We start from the raw sequence: 17,030 nt of genomic DNA on the forward strand, positions 1-17,030 counted from the left end.
TAAAAGAGTGAAGTTCATTTTTCTTTTAAAAAAATATAAAAAAAACGGATCTTTTTGTGATCTTTCCGACAATTTTTATGAGACAGCACCTAAGTAATCACACCCGGGCGTCAACTTTGACAAGCAGCACTATAGGCTATCACGTTTTTCCCGGTAAGCTCTCTGATAATCACGAAAAATTCCGTCAGGACAGTGTAAATATCCTGTAAAATCCATTTTAAACCGGAAAAGCCGCTGCCACATCCGATATGACAGACCGGTTTAGTATTTCAGATAAAATCCGCTGATAAACGCTTTGAAATCATTACTATACTGACCGTCCTGTGTTTTGATGCTCATTGCCCGGGTTTGTGCCGTAACCGCCCGGCGGGATAACGCTATCAGTATGCGGTGAAACGGGGTATCCGGTTTATCTGACACCGCCACCTGTGAATGCAGAAACCAGCTCTGTTCATTTCCTGCCGCGATAAACGCCTGTCCGATATCATAAGGCAGCACCACACACAGCAATCCGTCAGGTGTCAGCAGTTGCTCCGCTGTGTGCAAAAGCGTGCGGTGATCCAGCGATGCGGTATAGCGCGCCGTTTCACGCGCACTGTCGCGGCAAGCCACGGCGGGTAAAAAATAGGGCGGGTTACTGACAATCAGATCATAGCGTTTCTGCGGATACGCACTGAGAAATTCGCCGATATCCAGATGAAAGACCTGCATCCGTACCGCCCAAGGTGATGCCTGTGTATTTTCCAGCGCCTGTAAGTACGCGCCTTCATCAATATCCACCGCATCAATCAGTGCCTCCGCCATCGCCCGTTGTGCCAGCATCAGTGCCACCAGCCCGCTGCCGGTACCGATATCCAGAATGTGCCGGGCGTGCTCACACGGTACCCAGCCGCCCAGTAAAACACCATCGGTGCCGACCTTCATTGCGCACCGGTCATGGGCGACAAAAAACTGTTTAAAGGTAAAACCGCGACGGCGCGGAGTGGAATTATTTTCTGTCATCATTATTGCGCTGCTATATGATAAAATAGAGAAAAATCTGTCCGACAGGATACGGACTTCTGCCTGCGGAAGAAAGTCCGGCGTGCACAGAACTATTTTTAATGAAGATCCTGCCCAAGCCGTCTATAATCAGCGGTCCAAACAGAGGTATATAATGACTGCAATCACTTTTTCTGAACTCGAACTTGACGATTCGCTGATACGCGCACTGAATGAAAAGGGCTTTGAGCGCCCGACTGCCATCCAGGAAGCCACCATTCCGGCTGCGCTGGATAATCGTGATATTCTGGGTTCAGCCCCGACCGGCACCGGCAAAACTGCCGCTTATCTGCTGCCGGTGATCCAGCACCTGCTCGACTTCCCGCGTAAAAAATCCGGGACGCCGCGTGTGCTGATCCTGACCCCTACCCGTGAGCTGGCAACACAGGTCGCTGATCAGGCAAGACAACTGTGTAAATACACACACCACGACATTGCCACCATTACCGGCGGCGTAGCTTACATGAATCACGCTGAAGTCTTCAGCGAGAACCAGGATATCGTCGTCGCCACCACCGGCCGCCTGCTGCAATACATTAAAGAAGAAAACTTTGACTGCCGCTCAGTCGAAATTCTGATCCTTGATGAAGCAGACCGTATGCTGGATATGGGATTCGCCAACGACATTGAAACGATTGCCGGTGAAACCCGCTGGCGGAAACAGACTATGCTGTTCTCCGCTACGCTGGAAGGCGATGCCATCCGCGATTTCGCCAAGCGGATCTTAAATGAGCCGGTTGAAATAGAAACCGATCCTTCCCGCCGCGAACGGAAAAAAATCCAGCAGTTTTATCTGCGCGCTGACGATCTAGAGCACAAAAAAGCGCTGCTTGTTCACCTGCTGAAACAGCCTGAAGTCACTAAATCGATTGTGTTTGTCCGCAAACGTGAACGCGTGCGCGAGCTGTCAGACTGGCTTCGCAGCCAGGACATTATCTCCTGTTATCTTGAAGGGGAAATGGTACAGGTCAAACGAACCGAAGCTATCCGCCGCATGACCGAGCCGGGTCCGACCACCGTATTGGTTGCCACCGATGTCGCCTCCCGCGGGATCGATATTGATGACATCAGTCATGTGTTTAACTTTGACTTACCGCTTACCGCAGACGTTTATCTGCACCGTATCGGGCGTACTGCCCGTGCCGGACGTAAAGGCATTGCGATTTCACTGGTTGAATCCCATGACCAGCCGCTGCTCGGAAAAATCATCCGTTACATCGATGAGCCGGTGAAAATCCGCGTAATTGATGAATTGCGACCGAAGTCCCGTGCGCCGTCTGAAAATGCGTCATATAAACCATCGAAAAAAGTGCTCGCCAAACGCAAAGAGAAAAAAGCGGCAGAAAACGATCAGAAGAAAAAAACCAAAGTCCGCCACCGCGTGACTAAAAATATCGGAAAACGCCGCAAGCCAATTGAAGATGGCACGGTAGTTGAAGCACCGGTAACTCAAAAACCACAGGAATAGCCGGTAACCGGTATCCTGCCCCGAAAAACGGACTCCTGAGTCCGTTTTTTTATTTTTATAATAAACGCTCCGGTTTGTTTTCCATTGCTGTGACAACCTGCGTCAGCATGTGCGCTTTCACCCCCAGGATCAGTTTCTGCAGAACAGAATGCGCGGTCTGCTGCGGATAATAATCCAGCGCTATCCGCCGCCCCAGCGCTTTGGGAATATCCAGCCCGTCCTGAATATGAGTCAGCCAGTCATGCTCCAGCACATAATGGCGGATAAGCGATGCGCCGTGCTGTTGCGCAGTCTGCAAGGACAAACCTTCACGCACCAGGGTATTTTCTGCCAGACCTGCGGCATTGAAAATAACCGCCGGTCGCTGTAGTACCACCGCACACAATGATGCCAGCCCGCCGCCGAGAGAATGACCAATAAACAACCAGGGATAAGAAGACTGAGAGAGCAGATGTGATGCCAACGCGGTTGCCTCATGGTATTGACGGGAAGGCAGCCCCTGCCCCTGGCGGATATTCGTCATCATATCCGCCATATCATTACTGCCGGCAAACGCCAGAATCCCGGTATCCTGATAGTGATAAACCATACTTTGCAGACCTGACGGAGTTCTTAACTGTGCCGGTGTCAGAGAAAGGCGTGCCAGCGTCTGCTTATCGGCGCGGGTAACGTCTGCTATAGGGTGTTTGCCGGGGTTGTAGCTGTCAGCACACAGACGGGCAAGGGTAATGTCATCCGGAAACGCAGTATTTTTATCCCCGGGATAAAGCGGCAGGATACTTTTTTCAAGATGGATATGCTGCTGTTGAAAAAGCGACTGGCACTGCGGTGTGGATGAAAAGGTCAGTAACTGTGAAAAATAGTGCTCAATTAACATAAATACGCCTCCTCAGATACATAAGGCGCTACTTCATCTGATCCGGTGAAAGACAACAATATTATTATTTATTAGTCTGTTATATAAAATCCATCAATATCAAGATAAAAAAAAACCACGCCGAAGCGTGGTTTTTAACATAACGGTAGTTACAGGTACAATTACAGGCTTGCTGTAAAAGTACGGGCAATAACATCGCGCTGCTGTTCAGGAGTCAGTGAGTTAAAACGCACTGCATAACCAGAAACACGGATAGTTAACTGCGGGTATTTTTCAGGATGATCAACCGCATCCTGCAGTGTTTCACGGCGCAGAACGTTAACGTTCAGATGCTGACCACCTTCAACGCGAACGGTCGGCTGAGCCTGAAGATTAACTTCACGATACTCAAAAGGGCCTAATTCCGCACGGGAAACAACATCACCGTCTGCATATTTTTCTTTGGCACAGATGCAACGGGCTTCATCTTTGCTGTCATCCAGCAGCCAGAAAGAGTTCAGCAGTGCAGCATTGTCAGATTTAGTAATTTGGATACCAGTAATCATAGTGACCTCCGGGTTGGTTCGATATCAATTTATCGATTGTCATTTAAAGTGGAAATTGGTCTAACCAATGTCTATGGGTATTATATACCAAGAAAATCAGGTCGATTCTTTGATATATATCAATAAAAATCACACATATTTATCACTCCGCCCGTAAAAGCCTGTTTTAAATCAAAAATGCCTGTCAGGTGAATTTACTTTTTTTTTGTAAAAAAATACACTATTTTTTTTAAACATCACCGGTTACTGTGAAACTATCCGGCAAATATTGTCTTCTGCTTTCCCAAGACCCGACAAGTCAGGTAAGCTGGACTCCGAATTTTGTTATTAATGAAGGATAACAACACAATGCCCACTTCACTTACCTGGCATGACGTCATCGGACGGGAAAAAACACAGTCCTATTTTATTGATACACTAAATACCGTTGCCCACGAAAGAGAAATTGGTAAGACCATTTATCCAGAGCAAAAAGATATCTTTAATGCCTTCCGTTATACAGAACTGAAAGATGTCCGTGTTGTGATGTTGGGACAAGATCCTTACCACGGTCCTGACCAGGCTCACGGTCTCTCTTTTTCCGTATTGCCCGGTATTAAGCCGCCTCCGTCACTCGTTAATATGTATAAAGAGCTGGAAACGGATATTCCCGGTTTTACGCGACCTGACCACGGCTGTCTCGTCAGCTGGGCGCAACAGGGCGTACTGCTGCTCAATACCGTATTAACGGTCGAACGCGGTCAGGCACATTCCCACGCAAAACTGGGCTGGGAAACCTTCACAGATAATGTTATCGCCGCAATTAATGAAAATTGCAGCGGTGTTATTTTTCTGCTCTGGGGCGCGCATGCACAGCGCAAAGGTCAGCACATTGATCAGAATAAACATGTCATTCTGAAAGCACCGCACCCTTCTCCGCTCTCCGCACACCGTGGTTTTCTGGGCTGCCACCATTTTTCGCAGACAAATGCATTGTTACAGGCACGCGGGCAGACGCCAATCGACTGGCAGCCGGCTATCCCCGCAGAATTACAGCCGGGCGTATAAAACAGAGACAAAAATGCCGCCCTATACTATAAAGGCGGCATTGCGTTGCGTATGCAGAAAATCTCTGCTTATTTAGACACAATCACCATCGCCGGACGCAACAGACGTCCGCTCAGGGTGTAGCCTTTCTGCAACACATTCACTATCTGGTTCGGCTCATGCCCTTCGGCCTCAACCATGCTGATAGCCTGATGCACATCCGGATTGAACGGCACTTTTGTCTCGGCAACCACATCAATACCGAATTTTTTCACGGCATCCAGGAATGATTTCAGCGTCAGCTCAAGACCTTCGAGCATACTTTTCTGCGCTTCATCTTCCGGATTGACGGCTTCCAGCGCGCGTTCCAGGTTATCAATCACCGGCAACAGTTCATTAGAAAAACGCTCTAATGCAAATTTATGCGCTTTTTCAATGTCCAGCTCCATACGGCGACGGTTATTTTCAATCTCCGCCTTCGCCCGCAGCATTGCTTCACGTTCCGTTTTACGGGACTCTTCCAGCTCATGCTCCAGTTCCGCAATACGACCCGCCGCCTCTGCCGCGTGGTCAATTTCTGCGCCTGCTGCCTGTTCCTGCCCGGCATTCAGGGTGTCTGCTGCTTCGACAACAGGTTCTTCGTGTGTTTTTTTGTTCGTGACTACTCATAAAATCTCCGCGTATTTCGCAATAATCCTGATTCTTGTTTATTATGGGGATCAAACTCAAAGATTCAAGGGAACGGCGACTAAGTGAGGGGAAAATGCACATGCTGACGGACAGCCCGGCAAAAAATAAAGTATTCCGCTGTATCGGGATTGTCGGCCACCCGCGCCACCCGGAAGCACTGGCAACACATGAACAACTCTATCACTGGCTGATGAAAAAAGGTCTGCGTGTTCTTGTTGAAAGTGATGTCGCCGCCGAAATGCGGTTAACGGACGCCGAAACCGGCTCATTACCGGATATCGGGCAGGAAGCGGATCTGGTCATTGTTGTCGGCGGTGATGGCAACATGCTGGGCGCTGCCCGCGTATTATCACGCTACGGCGCGGATGTGATCGGCGTAAACCGGGGAAATCTCGGATTTCTCACCGATCTCGCGCCGGATAATGCCCTTCAACAGCTTGACCGCGTGCTGACCGGTGAGTATCACGTCGAAAAACGCTTTTTGCTGGATGCCGGTGTTGTCAGCGCCGACGGAAAACTGCGGCGCAGCACCGCCCTGAATGAAGTTGTTCTGCATCCGGGAAAAGTTGCACATATGATTGATTTTGAGGTCTATATTGATGAACGCTTTGCATTTTCACAGCGTTCTGACGGACTGATTATCACCACACCGACCGGCTCCACCGCCTATTCTCTTTCTGCCGGTGGTCCGATACTGACACCTGACCTTGATGCCATTGCACTGGTGCCGATGTTCCCGCATACGCTCTCCTCGCGCCCGCTGGTCATCAGCAGCAACAGCACCATCACACTGAAATTTCCGCAGACAAATATTGACTACGAAGTCAGTTGTGACAGCCAGATTGCCCTGCCGATACAGGAAGGCGATATTGTCAGAATCAAACGCAGTCATAAAACGCTCGATTTAATACATCCGATTGATTACAACTATTTCAATACGTTAAGCACAAAATTAGGCTGGTCTAAAAAAAATGTTCTGATTTTTTTCACTCCGCCTCTTTACGGGATATAAAACCTGATTATACTGTACATAAATACAGATATGGTTATATCAACAGGAGAGGCGGAATGTTAACTCAGCTCACTATCAGCCAATTTGCCATTGTCCGCGAATTAGAAATCGACTTCCGCGCAGGAATGTCAGCCATTACCGGCGAAACCGGTGCCGGTAAATCCATCGCCATTGATGCCCTGGGGCTGTGCCTCGGCAACCGTGCTGATGCCAATATGGTGCGCCCCGGTGCAAACCGCGCAGATATCTGCGCCCGCTTCTCCCTGAAAGATACCCCCGCCGCCCGTCTCTGGCTGGAAGAACACCAGCTTGATGATAACCACGAGTGTCTGCTGCGCCGGACAATCAACAGTGACGGACGTTCCCGCGGGTTTATTAATGGCACCGCAGTTCCCCTTTCCCAGTTACGGGAACTGGGTACTTTGCTTATTCAAATTCACGGTCAGCATGCTCACCAGCATCTCCTTGAGAGCAGCCACCAGAAAGTGTTACTGGACACATACGCAAACCAGGGGCTGCTGTTAGGTGAAATGAAAAAAGCCTGGCAACTGTGGCATGATGCCTGCCGGGTACTGGCGGGTTATCAGCAGCAGTCGCTGGAGCGGGAAGCCCGTCAGCAGCTTGTTGATTATCATCTGAGAGAACTCAGTGAATTTGAACCACTCGAAGGAGAATTTCCTGAGATTGATGCGGAATATAAACGACAGGCAAATTCAGGTCAGTTTCTGAGCCTGAGTCAGGAAACATTAAATATTCTCAGTGAAAATGATGAACGCAATATTCTCAGTATGCTCAACCATGCCAGAAATGAACTCAGCGAACTGATTTCACTGGATGAAAGCCTGTCACCTTTACTGACCATGCTGGAAGAAGCCGCAATTCAGGTTGATGAAGTCACTAACGAAGTGCGCCATTACCGTGACCAGGTCGATCTTGACCCCAACCGCCTTTACGAACTGGAGCAACGCCTTTCACGTTATATCAGCCTTAGCCGTAAACATCACACGCCGCCGGAAGAGCTTTATGTGCTCTATATGCAGTTACAGGAAGAGCAACAGATGCAGCAGGAAAGTGAGCATCACAGTGAAGAACTGAGTCAGCAGGTAGAGCAGTGCTATCAGCAGGCACTGACTATCGCACAGCAACTGCATATGGTCAGAGAGCACTACGCCGCTGAACTGGGCGAACTGATCACACAAAGTATGCACCACCTGTCGATGCCTCACGGGCGCTTTACTGTTGATATCAGCTTTACGCCAGATCAGCTTAATATGGATGGTGCCAGCAAAATTGAATTTAACGTCACCACCAACCCGGGCCAGCCACATCAGGCATTGGTTAAAGTCGCTTCTGGCGGGGAATTATCCCGTATTGCTCTGGCAATCCAGGTGATCACTGCGAAGAAAATGGATACCCCTGCACTGATTTTTGATGAAGTCGATGTCGGGATCAGCGGCCCGACTGCAACTATCGTAGGAAAACTGCTTCGTGAACTGGGTGAGTCCACACAAGTAATGTGTGTGACACATTTACCACAGGTCGCCGGTTGCGGGCATCAGCACTATTTTGTCAGCAAACACACCAACGGCACAGAAACAGAAACCGCAATGCAGTTACTTGACAAAAAAATCACGGGTACAGGAACTTGCCCGGTTGCTGGCAGGTACCGAAGTCACAAAAAAATACACTGGCGAGTGCAAAAGAATTACTGGCGGCGTAACAATCTGACAGATTTCATTCAACTTTTATGCGATCCTATGGTCATAGAAAAATGTATACCCAACGTCATTAAAGATGTAGCCAACGAACCTGCAGTTTGAATGAATAAGGGTATAAAGGTTTTCAATTTAGTTATTGTCGATTATCATCGTCACCATGAATCCTAAAGGAATGAAATCACCATGCGTTGTAAATTGCTGATTGCCGCAACGACATCTCTGTTGCTGTTAACTGCCGGATGTTCCACTCTGGAGCGTGTGGTCTACCGCCCTGATATCAACCAGGGGAACTATCTCACACCAGCAGATGTAGCGAAAATCCAGACAGGAATGACTCAGCAGCAAGTTGCCTATACTCTTGGTACGCCGATGTTACGTGATCCGTTCGGAACGCAAACATGGCACTATGTTTTCCGCCGTGAGCCGGGTCACCAGAAAGTAAAACAAGAAACACTGACACTCAGCTTCGATGCCGCCGGCAAGCTGACTGAAATCAAGAATACGGATTACAAACCTGATAACGGGGATGAAACCACAAGCGAAATCGCAAGTGAGACCGTAAAAGACTAATTCATCATTATCATGCACGTCTGACGTATGGTGAACTGTAAAAAACCGCTGATGCAGGTATTGTGTCAGCGGTTTTTTTATTTTATACCCAACGTCATTCAATCAGTCGATTGGCAGCACTTCCGGTTGAGAAACAGGCTGACAGATAAGCAGTTAATCAACAGACAACAAAACAAACAGTGATATCGTCCAACACTTGTTACCATACTAATTATGCGGTTATAAGTCATTAATATAATTAACTTTTCATAAAAATTCAACTGGCAGATATTATCATGCTAGTATTCACGAATATTTCGTATTCACACATGTTTGATAAGTAAGGTTAACAGCATGTCTAATCGGTTAAGACTTCAGGACGGGAAAACGCTGACACTGGCGTCTCTGGGTGGTGCACTGGAATTTTATGACTTTATTGTCTTTCTCACCTTTGCGCCCTTTTTACAGATACTCTTTTTCCCGGGTGACTCGCCGCTGCTTTCGAGCATTATGACCTATCTGACCTACGCGGTAGCGTATTTCGTACGCCCGCTGAGTGGCGTGGTAATGGCCCATTTCGGCGACATTATTGGTCGGAAAAGAATGTTCATGCTGTCACTTTTCCTGATGGCTATCCCGACACTGTTAATCGGCTTACTGCCTACCTACGAACAAATTGGCTATGTCGCGCCGGTGCTGTTGCTTATCATGCGTCTGTTACAGGGAATAGCATTAGGTGGTGAAGTCCCGAGCGCACACGTTTTTGTCACAGAGCATGTCCCGCACAACCGCATGGGTCTGGCAAACAGCATGATCGCCAGCGGTCTGACATTTGGCGTGGTTATTGGTCACTTCGCAGCATACATTATTTATATGAATTACAGCCATGATGAGATTTTAAGCTTTGCATGGCGCTACCCGTTTATCTGCGGCGGTGTATTAGGACTCATGGCTGTCTATTTGCGTCGTTATCTGCGCGAAACACCTGTATTCCTGGAAATGAAAAAACGCAAAGAACTGGTCGACCTTCCGATAAAAGAAGTATTAAAGAACTTCCGGGGCGCAACACTAATTTCTATTTTAACCACCTGGCTGCTGACCACCGGCGTGGTGTTAGTCATACTCGCACCGAACCTGATGAAATCAGATATTTTTAAAATAGACCCTGAATTTGTCAGTAAAATCGCCATCCTGGCAACAATAATGAATGTGATAGGTAATATTATCGCTGGTATTATTGCGGACCGTGCCGGAGTACGAAAAACGGTTGTTCTTTACAGTTTGCTTCTGGCGGGCACCAGTTATGCGTTCTTTAGCTCATTAAGTAGCGGCGATCACATGACTATCGGCTTCTTATATTCATTTGCCGCCCTGTTCTTAGGCTTAGTCGCCTGTGTACCTATCATTATTATCAAGCTGTTCCCGGCAAATATCCGTTTAAGCGGCATCGGGTTTTCCTACAATATCGGCAACGCCCTCTTTGCCGGGCTGACCACCTTTACCGTCCCGGTCATCGCCGAACACGTAAACCCGATGTTTATCGCCTACTACATATTATTCCTCTGCGCCCTCGGTCTGTTTATCAGTTTCTGTCTGGGCAGGAAGTCAGTGAAATTTTATGTTTAAATAATTCAGGGATGGCTGTTTAACAGCCATCCCTGAGTTTCATTTCTGTATTAATATCTGTACTGTACAGAGATAGTGACCGCTGGTCAGATGCCCTCTGTACCAGACTCAAAATCAGAACGAATAATTAAGACCAACAGAGTAATTAACCGAGTTACTATGGTTGCTTTCCTGGTTGTAATTAACCACCCCAAACACGTTCAGATTATCCGTCAATGCGGCTGAAGCACCTAATTTTGCAGACACCCAGCTATCCTTTGATTCAGCACCTGTACGGGTAAATGACGTATCCGTACTGTTAACCGCACCTTTAACACTCACTGGCTTGTCGCTTAAATTGTGATTATATTTTATTTCAAAATAAGGGTTTACCGGCAATGACTGCGTACTGATGCCCCACCCTCCGCTCACGATATTCCGCTCCTGATTCTGAGAGCCAAAATGCATAGCCGTACTGGTATCCGAGTTTTCACGGTAGCCATCTACTTTGAATTTATCATACTGGTAACCAATGACCGGACCGGTAGTTATATTCTCAGTAATGCTATAGTCATAACCCGCGTTCACGGCTAAACCAAAGCTGCTGGCATCCGTTTTACCTTTTTCTTTACGGGTCGCTTTACCTAACTGAATTTTACGCTCAATATCATCCAGTTTCATATCGCCATAGCTGGTATTGATATTACCCCAAAGGCCATTTTCAGCAGATACCTGCATAAACAGTGATACAACTTTACCGTTATAATCATACTGATATTGATCGTTTACTTTAAAGTTTCCGTCAGAAATACTGACCATCCCACCATAAGCTAACATCGGCGATGTGCGTACAGAAAAACCAAGATTCAGATCATTATTGGTATCTTTGCCGTCTAAATCGAATTGATTGCCTTGTGAGGATTTATATCTGCCGCTATAACCACCAAATACATTAAATTTATTATCACTCAGATTTTTACGTAAACTTTGTAGTTGTCCGTCAAGAAACAGACGATGAGTATAATTGACGTTTTCCAGCGATTTAGACAGGCTTGTTGCATAATAAGGCGCATCAATAACAGACGCTATATACTGTGCAATAACAGCATGCCCTTCATTGCTGGGATGGAACCAATCTGAAAATAAATACACTTTATCGTCATGGAAGGTTTCAACACCTTCTTTACAGTGGAAAGAACGGATACCTATTTGACAAACCGGAACCAGTACATCATCAAATCCATATTCTTTTCCTGAGAAAATGATTTCATCAAACAGCTTTTCAACGTCAGCGCGTATTATATTGCCATTTAATTTAGCCAATCCCTTATCTACACTATAGTTAAACTGTGATGTAATTCTGTTTTCAGTATCGGTTATAATCTTCTGATAAAGCTTAACTATAGAATGAGGAACAGGTACACCATTTTTATCCAGCACCGTTTTAAATGCATCAACGATATATTCCTGGCGCTGCTTTTCATTGCTTATCTCACCTTTGTTTTTCAGCTCATCATTCATTTCTTTGTATAACCGCTGAGAATCAAACTTATCACCGAGAGCATCTTCCATAAAACTAAAAATTGACACCGATGTCCATGGGGTCAACCCGGCTTTAGGAATACTGGGTACAACAACATATCCGGCACCGGAATCTAATAGTTTTTTTGCACTGGCGACAGCAAGATCTGCTGACGGAGAAATTAAATATTCATTACCTTTATGGAGTAAACCATGTAAGTCAAAACCTTTTACTGCGCTAAGGACGTTATGAGATATATCATTAGCACCAATCCATAAAACATATAGTCCATTTTTATTGGCACGCCCGCCATTTCGGCTCAGATAAAAATCGATCTGCTGGTCGCTGGTACGTATCGTTGGCAGAGACAGTTTGTCCGCCGTTGCACCACCCTCAGCATAATTTTCACCACCAAAATTAGAAGGTATCAATGCTTTACCTACATAATATTCGGATAAAACTTCATTATATAATTTACTGTAAGAACCGGCTAAATATCTGCTGTCATTACCTCTGTTCCCTCCGTCACTCATACTGTCTCCGATTACAGTAAAGTTATCAAAGGCAAATACATTAGATCCTGATAATATAAATGCTACGGCGGTACAACAGAGAAGTTTGTTTCTCATGAATTAATCCTTTAATTGATGATTTAATCTGAATTTTATAATCAGACTTAATGTTAATTTGGTTTATTTTATTAATTAGGCTTTATACAATCAGACAATCACTCCGGATTGACATTGTTATAAATAACCATAACAATCTAACTTTATGTTCTATATTTATTAACAACCCTCTATTTATATATAACATACTCTACAGGATGCATTATTCCTGTTATTCTGAATGTTATTCATTAATCTGATAACATTAATGAAATACAATTGTATATATCATATTTATTTACTGGCACGCGTAGTTAAATTTAAAAGTAACTAACTTTAAATTTAATAGATGGATGTTCTGATTTTACCAAATCACCTTAATATCCTGACGCCTTATTAATAGCCGTAGCAATACAATCGATGATTTGAGTATTTTTACTCTATACCCTTATTCATTCAAACCGCAGGTTCATCGGTTGCATTCAGCCCGCCTTCCTGCATCTTGAATAACGCTTGGCATATGTTTTAACTATCAAATATTTAGCTTCATAACTTATTATACTTTCTGGTAAGAAGTTGGTTTTAACTTAGTAATTATTATTGATTTTAAATTGTTTTACTGAGAATGAAAGATAAATCTTTATACTTAAACGAAGAAGCCAAGCTGAACTTTATACTTTATTTTCTCAAGCGTTAAAAACTGATATAGCCATTAATTATCTTTACTTTCAATAAAATAGGATAATGATATATTTATTCCAATACCAAGACATTTACGTAAAAAACTGATCACATCGGTAATAGTCACGTCACTGTACATATTAATATATTGTAGATTGCATAAAATACTAATGATTGTATTGTGACCAAATAAAAAACATATCAAACATTAAATAATTAAAATATCTGATTTATATGAGAGGAAATTATATTTAAAGCAAGCGTTCCGATAATAAAACTTAACTATCAGTACTAAACACATAAATAGGAATAACCAAAAATACAGATTTATCTTGCCTGCCAGGTCGGGAAAAGAAAGGTTGCAGCATAAGATGCTTAATGATGGTGAAGTACCATCACACTACATTGTTTTACCCATTATTCCTGTGTCAGTGCACGAGACTGAATCTGTAGTGCAGATAAAGCCTATGCAAACATCCATTTCATCTACGGTGGCACTGCCCACTTCCCCCAATAAAGCTTCACAAGGTACCTAAAAAGTTCGGGTTTAATTAGGTAAATTCAGACTTCACAGGACAAATTACACACACAAAAAAGCCCACAGGCTTGCGCCATGTGGGCTTTCAGGACTCCGTATCGGGCTCTGGTGACCGTCAACAAAGAATTTTTGGTGGAGCTGGGGGGATTTGAACCCCCGTCCGAAATTACTACACCGTCGGTACTACATGCTTAGTTTATCTTTACATTCGCCTGCCAGCTGCGGACAAACACGCCACTAACAAACTAGCCCGATTAGTTTTAATGCTTTCTCCCCGGGCAGGAAGTCCACACGATCTCTTTTGGTTTTGACCTCTCTTGATCCCCGTCCTAAGAGCGGAGGCTAGGGAGAGAGGGCTTCCTGCAGGTTATTAAGCTGCTAAAGCGTAGTTTTCGTCGTTTGCGACTATTTTTTTGCGGCTTTTATCGTGGCAAACCGCCCCACGGCATGCACCTTGGGTTTCGCAAATCCCGTCGAATCCAGAATCAGCCCCAAGTTGTTGAACAGAGTATATCAGAAAATTAGTGAAGAATACCAGTACTTAACGGCCGGCATGCTTCATAATTCTTGCTTTGTCTACTTTCCACTCACGATCTCTGATGTCATCGCGCTTGTCATGCTCTTTCTTACCTTTGGCAATGCCGATTTTGACTTTGCACCAGGCATTTTTCCAGTAGAGCGACAATGCGATGACGGTGTGTCCGTCCCGATTAACTTTACCGAACAAGGTATCGAGTTCCCGTTTGTTCAGCAGTAACTTACGTGTCCGCGTCGGATCGCAGACAACGTGAGATGACGCCACACTGAGCGGCGTAAAGTTTGCACCAAACAGGTAAGCCTCGCCGTCACGCAGGATCACGTAACTATCGCCGAGGTTCGCTTTACCTGCACGTAAGGATTTGACCTCCCAACCTTGCAGCGCCAGACCCGCTTCCATCTCTTCTTCGATAAAGTAGTCGTGGCGGGCGCGTTTATTGAGCGCAATGGTGGCAGAGCCTGGTTTGTGAGCTTTTTTCTTTGTCATAATGGTCGCTATTATACGTTATGCGCACATGAAATAAATTGCTTATTTATCCGTCGTAAGATAAATGATGATATTTTAAGCGCCGGTTCGGATTTTTTATCCCAATACGCTGTTTTTAACACGTTACCGGGATTACGCAAGTCATTTTCTGCGAAAATCCCCTATCCCCTTTTGTGGTAAACATCTTTGTTGTCATTAAGATACATTCTGTCATCACGCCACGCAGGATTGTCCATTTATCTCAGCGGCAGAGCACAGTATAATGACGGGTAACAGGCGAAAAATTACCTCACCGGCAGGTCGCCGTTTTTGACTTTCTTATTGCAGGATTTGTTATGCCACAAATTAACCGCTCTGCACTTGTGCCTTTCAGTGTGGAACAGATGTACAACCTTGTAAATGATGTCCACTCTTATCCGGAATTTTTACCCGGATGTGTGGGAAGCCGGATCCTCAGCCGGGAACCGGATGAAATGACGGCCGCGGTCGAGGTGTCAAAAGCCGGGATAAGTAAGACATTTGTCACACGTAATCAACTGACGAATAATCAGCACATCAGCATGCAGTTAGTTGAAGGCCCATTCCGTAAGCTTATGGGTGGATGGTCATTTATCCCTCTGAGTGATGATGCCTGTAAAGTGGAACTGAGCCTGGACTTTGAGTTTACTAATAAGCTGGTTGAACTGGCCTTCGGGCGTATTTTCAAAGAACTGGCCGGTAATATGGTGATGGCATTTACCCGCAGGGCAAAAGAGGTTTACAGTGTCTGATATATCTATCGAGGTTTGTTATGCATTACCGGAGAAACAATTTCTGATCCCGGTAAAGATCCCGCAAGGATCGACAGTTGAAGCCGGTATTCTTGCATCCGGTATTTTAGCATTACGTAATGAACTGGATTTATCACAAAATAAAGTCGGTATTTTCAGCCGTCCGGTAAAACTAACCGATACGGTTAATGACGGTGACCGCATTGAAATATATCGCCCGCTGACAGCTGACCCGAAAGAAATGCGCAGAAAGCGTGCAGAAGAAGCCAGCCGCCGGAAGAAAGAGAGCTGATATACTCTTCATACTTCAAAATACCCGGAATATAAAAACCGTACCTGATAAAAATACGGTTTTTATAAAATCACTTAATTGAATTTAATTGTATATTCTGCGATAGCAGAGAATTTTCCCGGCTCAACATTCCTGGTTAATTTATAAATATATGCCGTTATCGCCGGACTAAATGTTTTCTGCATTGTCCCCAGATACGTATCTGTATTCTCTGTAATTTGCTTATCACCATAGTACAATACAAAACCGATAGACGGATTATTTGAAGCAATGATACCTTTATCACTTCGTCCGGATGTCGTGGAACCATTTAATATAATAGATATATTTTTAGTCCGTTTTTCATTAGTACATTGAACAAAAATCGTCTGTGATTCACGTATATTTGTTTTTCCTATAGCAGATGTAAACTGAGAAACATCCAGCTCACCAAAATCAAACTCAATATTTTTATTGTTAATCACACAGGTTTCAACAGTATCAATATTGGCAGATAATTTTAATTTCGCCACTGTTTCATGTTGATTATTTTTAATAATACCAACCTGAGACGATGATAATCGCAACGGTGGCGGATTATTCACAGCTGCATAAACCGAAACTGAAGCACGCGGAAGATTGATGATACCATTACGTTTTTGAGCTGCAATTGACATACCCTTTTCAGTATAAGCATGAGTATCATCCATTTTAATGGTATAAGCATAATACTTGTTAAGATAATATGCCGGGGCGCCATTAATCATCTGAAAAAACGTAGGCGACATTTCAGTGTTTGGCTGAGTGGCAATCAGCCTTAATTCTTCAGGTGAATTATTATCACAACCGGAAATGTTTCCAACCTGCTGGATATCGCTCACCAACAGTGTACCCGCAGTAATTTCACCTTCAACCCGTTCCTGAACATGAGACTCAGTCACTGTTGCAGTAATATGTCCATTACCACAATCTGCTATGGAAGGCATAGAAAATAATATAATTACCGGGATTAACCAGCGACCCTTATTAATTAAAATCATGTTCCCTCTCTGAGAAAATAGTTTATCTTAACTAAATTAATCACC

At 44.8% G+C, this 17,030-nt stretch carries 13 protein-coding genes, 1 other RNA gene and 2 pseudogenes; 8 read left to right on the forward strand and 8 right to left on the reverse strand.

Annotation, left to right across the window (positions count from 1 at the left end):
• Positions 1-261: 261 nt before the first annotated feature.
• On the reverse strand, positions 262-1,005 hold the full coding sequence (locus AYY16_RS07090; protein WP_067363856.1) for a tRNA1(Val) (adenine(37)-N6)-methyltransferase: 744 nt from the start codon (positions 1,003-1,005) through the stop codon (positions 262-264).
• Between the two features lie 151 nt (positions 1,006-1,156).
• Between AYY16_RS07090 and srmB the strand changes: the two genes are divergently transcribed.
• Entirely contained in the window at positions 1,157-2,509 is a 1,353-nt protein-coding gene (srmB, locus tag AYY16_RS07095; RefSeq protein WP_067363859.1) for an ATP-dependent RNA helicase SrmB, read from the forward strand.
• A gap of 55 nt (positions 2,510-2,564) precedes the next feature.
• Here the strand turns inward: srmB and AYY16_RS07100 are convergent, their stop codons facing one another.
• Together AYY16_RS07100 and grcA are read right to left on the reverse strand one after the other, a co-directional pair.
• Positions 2,565-3,386, reverse strand: a complete 822-nt coding sequence (locus tag AYY16_RS07100) for a lipase family protein (protein WP_067363862.1) — start codon at positions 3,384-3,386, stop codon at positions 2,565-2,567.
• Positions 3,387-3,547: 161 nt separating this feature from the next.
• Positions 3,548-3,931 carry an autonomous glycyl radical cofactor GrcA gene (gene grcA, locus AYY16_RS07105; protein ID WP_067363865.1) on the reverse strand — a complete coding sequence of 128 codons (384 nt, stop codon included), beginning with the start codon at positions 3,929-3,931 and terminating at the stop codon, positions 3,548-3,550.
• Positions 3,932-4,279: 348 nt separating this feature from the next.
• On the opposite strand from grcA, the gene ung reads away from it, so the two are divergent.
• A complete protein-coding gene (gene ung, locus AYY16_RS07110) occupies positions 4,280-4,978 on the forward strand; it encodes a uracil-DNA glycosylase (RefSeq protein WP_067363868.1) in 699 nt (232 codons plus the stop codon).
• Positions 4,979-5,046: 68 nt separating this feature from the next.
• On the opposite strand, the pseudogene grpE reads toward ung, so the two are convergent.
• A pseudogene (gene grpE, locus AYY16_RS07115) lies at positions 5,047-5,626 on the reverse strand (nucleotide exchange factor GrpE).
• A 100-nt stretch (positions 5,627-5,726) separates the two neighbouring features.
• Here grpE and nadK point away from each other — a divergent pair.
• The 4 genes and pseudogenes from nadK (at position 5,727) to AYY16_RS07135 (ending at position 10,552) form a co-directional block, all read left to right on the forward strand.
• Entirely contained in the window at positions 5,727-6,659 is a 933-nt protein-coding gene (gene nadK, locus AYY16_RS07120) for an NAD(+) kinase (protein ID WP_067363874.1), read from the forward strand.
• 56 nt (positions 6,660-6,715) lie between these two features.
• A pseudogene (recN, locus tag AYY16_RS07125) lies at positions 6,716-8,379 on the forward strand (DNA repair protein RecN).
• 181 nt (positions 8,380-8,560) lie between these two features.
• A complete protein-coding gene (bamE, locus tag AYY16_RS07130) occupies positions 8,561-8,947 on the forward strand; it encodes an outer membrane protein assembly factor BamE (RefSeq protein ID WP_067363876.1) in 387 nt (128 codons plus the stop codon).
• A gap of 333 nt (positions 8,948-9,280) precedes the next feature.
• Positions 9,281-10,552 carry an MFS transporter gene (locus AYY16_RS07135; RefSeq protein WP_067363879.1) on the forward strand — a complete coding sequence of 424 codons (1,272 nt, stop codon included), beginning with the start codon at positions 9,281-9,283 and terminating at the stop codon, positions 10,550-10,552.
• A gap of 114 nt (positions 10,553-10,666) precedes the next feature.
• On the opposite strand, the gene AYY16_RS07140 is transcribed toward AYY16_RS07135, so the two are convergent.
• The 3 genes from AYY16_RS07140 to smpB all read right to left on the reverse strand — a co-directional run bounded on the left by AYY16_RS07140 (position 10,667) and on the right by smpB (position 14,904).
• A complete protein-coding gene (locus AYY16_RS07140) occupies positions 10,667-12,682 on the reverse strand; it encodes an autotransporter domain-containing protein (protein ID WP_067363882.1) in 2,016 nt (671 codons plus the stop codon).
• Positions 12,683-14,010: 1,328 nt separating this feature from the next.
• Positions 14,011-14,373: a transfer-messenger RNA gene (gene ssrA / locus AYY16_RS07145) on the reverse strand.
• 48 nt (positions 14,374-14,421) lie between these two features.
• The gene (smpB, locus tag AYY16_RS07150) at positions 14,422-14,904 is read right to left on the reverse strand and encodes an SsrA-binding protein SmpB (RefSeq protein ID WP_067363885.1); all 483 of its coding nucleotides are present in this window, start codon (positions 14,902-14,904) and stop codon (positions 14,422-14,424) included.
• A 335-nt stretch (positions 14,905-15,239) separates the two neighbouring features.
• On the opposite strand from smpB, the gene AYY16_RS07155 reads away from it, so the two are divergent.
• Both AYY16_RS07155 and AYY16_RS07160 read left to right on the forward strand, forming a co-directional pair.
• Entirely contained in the window at positions 15,240-15,674 is a 435-nt protein-coding gene (locus AYY16_RS07155; RefSeq protein WP_067363887.1) for a type II toxin-antitoxin system RatA family toxin, read from the forward strand.
• Positions 15,667-15,966: an RnfH family protein gene (locus tag AYY16_RS07160; protein ID WP_067363890.1), complete on the forward strand. Its 300-nt coding sequence runs from the start codon at positions 15,667-15,669 to the stop codon at positions 15,964-15,966. Before AYY16_RS07155 ends, AYY16_RS07160 begins: the two co-directional genes overlap by 8 nt.
• A 74-nt stretch (positions 15,967-16,040) precedes the next feature.
• Here AYY16_RS07160 and AYY16_RS07165 read toward each other — a convergent pair whose 3' ends face one another.
• Complete coding sequence (locus AYY16_RS07165; protein WP_067363893.1) at positions 16,041-16,985, reverse strand: fimbrial protein; 945 nt, start codon at positions 16,983-16,985, stop codon at positions 16,041-16,043.
• Positions 16,986-17,030: the final 45 nt, after the last annotated feature.

The organism is Morganella psychrotolerans, from assembly GCF_001676155.1.
Taxonomy (GTDB): Bacteria; Pseudomonadota; Gammaproteobacteria; order Enterobacterales; family Enterobacteriaceae; genus Morganella; species Morganella psychrotolerans.

Coding starts and splice junctions, on each gene's coding strand:
- AYY16_RS07135 (WP_067363879.1), top strand. CDS start 9,281: ATGTCTAATCGGTTAAGACTTCAGGACGGGAAAACGCTGACACTGGCG.
- ung (WP_067363868.1), top strand. CDS start 4,280: ATGCCCACTTCACTTACCTGGCATGACGTCATCGGACGGGAAAAAACA.
- AYY16_RS07140 (WP_067363882.1), bottom strand. CDS start 12,682: ATGAGAAACAAACTTCTCTGTTGTACCGCCGTAGCATTTATATTATCA.
- srmB (WP_067363859.1), top strand. CDS start 1,157: ATGACTGCAATCACTTTTTCTGAACTCGAACTTGACGATTCGCTGATA.
- grcA (WP_067363865.1), bottom strand. CDS start 3,931: ATGATTACTGGTATCCAAATTACTAAATCTGACAATGCTGCACTGCTG.
- AYY16_RS07100 (WP_067363862.1), bottom strand. CDS start 3,386: ATGTTAATTGAGCACTATTTTTCACAGTTACTGACCTTTTCATCCACA.
- AYY16_RS07165 (WP_067363893.1), bottom strand. CDS start 16,985: ATGATTTTAATTAATAAGGGTCGCTGGTTAATCCCGGTAATTATATTA.
- bamE (WP_067363876.1), top strand. CDS start 8,561: ATGCGTTGTAAATTGCTGATTGCCGCAACGACATCTCTGTTGCTGTTA.
- nadK (WP_067363874.1), top strand. CDS start 5,727: ATGCTGACGGACAGCCCGGCAAAAAATAAAGTATTCCGCTGTATCGGG.
- smpB (WP_067363885.1), bottom strand. CDS start 14,904: ATGACAAAGAAAAAAGCTCACAAACCAGGCTCTGCCACCATTGCGCTC.
- AYY16_RS07155 (WP_067363887.1), top strand. CDS start 15,240: ATGCCACAAATTAACCGCTCTGCACTTGTGCCTTTCAGTGTGGAACAG.
- AYY16_RS07090 (WP_067363856.1), bottom strand. CDS start 1,005: ATGATGACAGAAAATAATTCCACTCCGCGCCGTCGCGGTTTTACCTTT.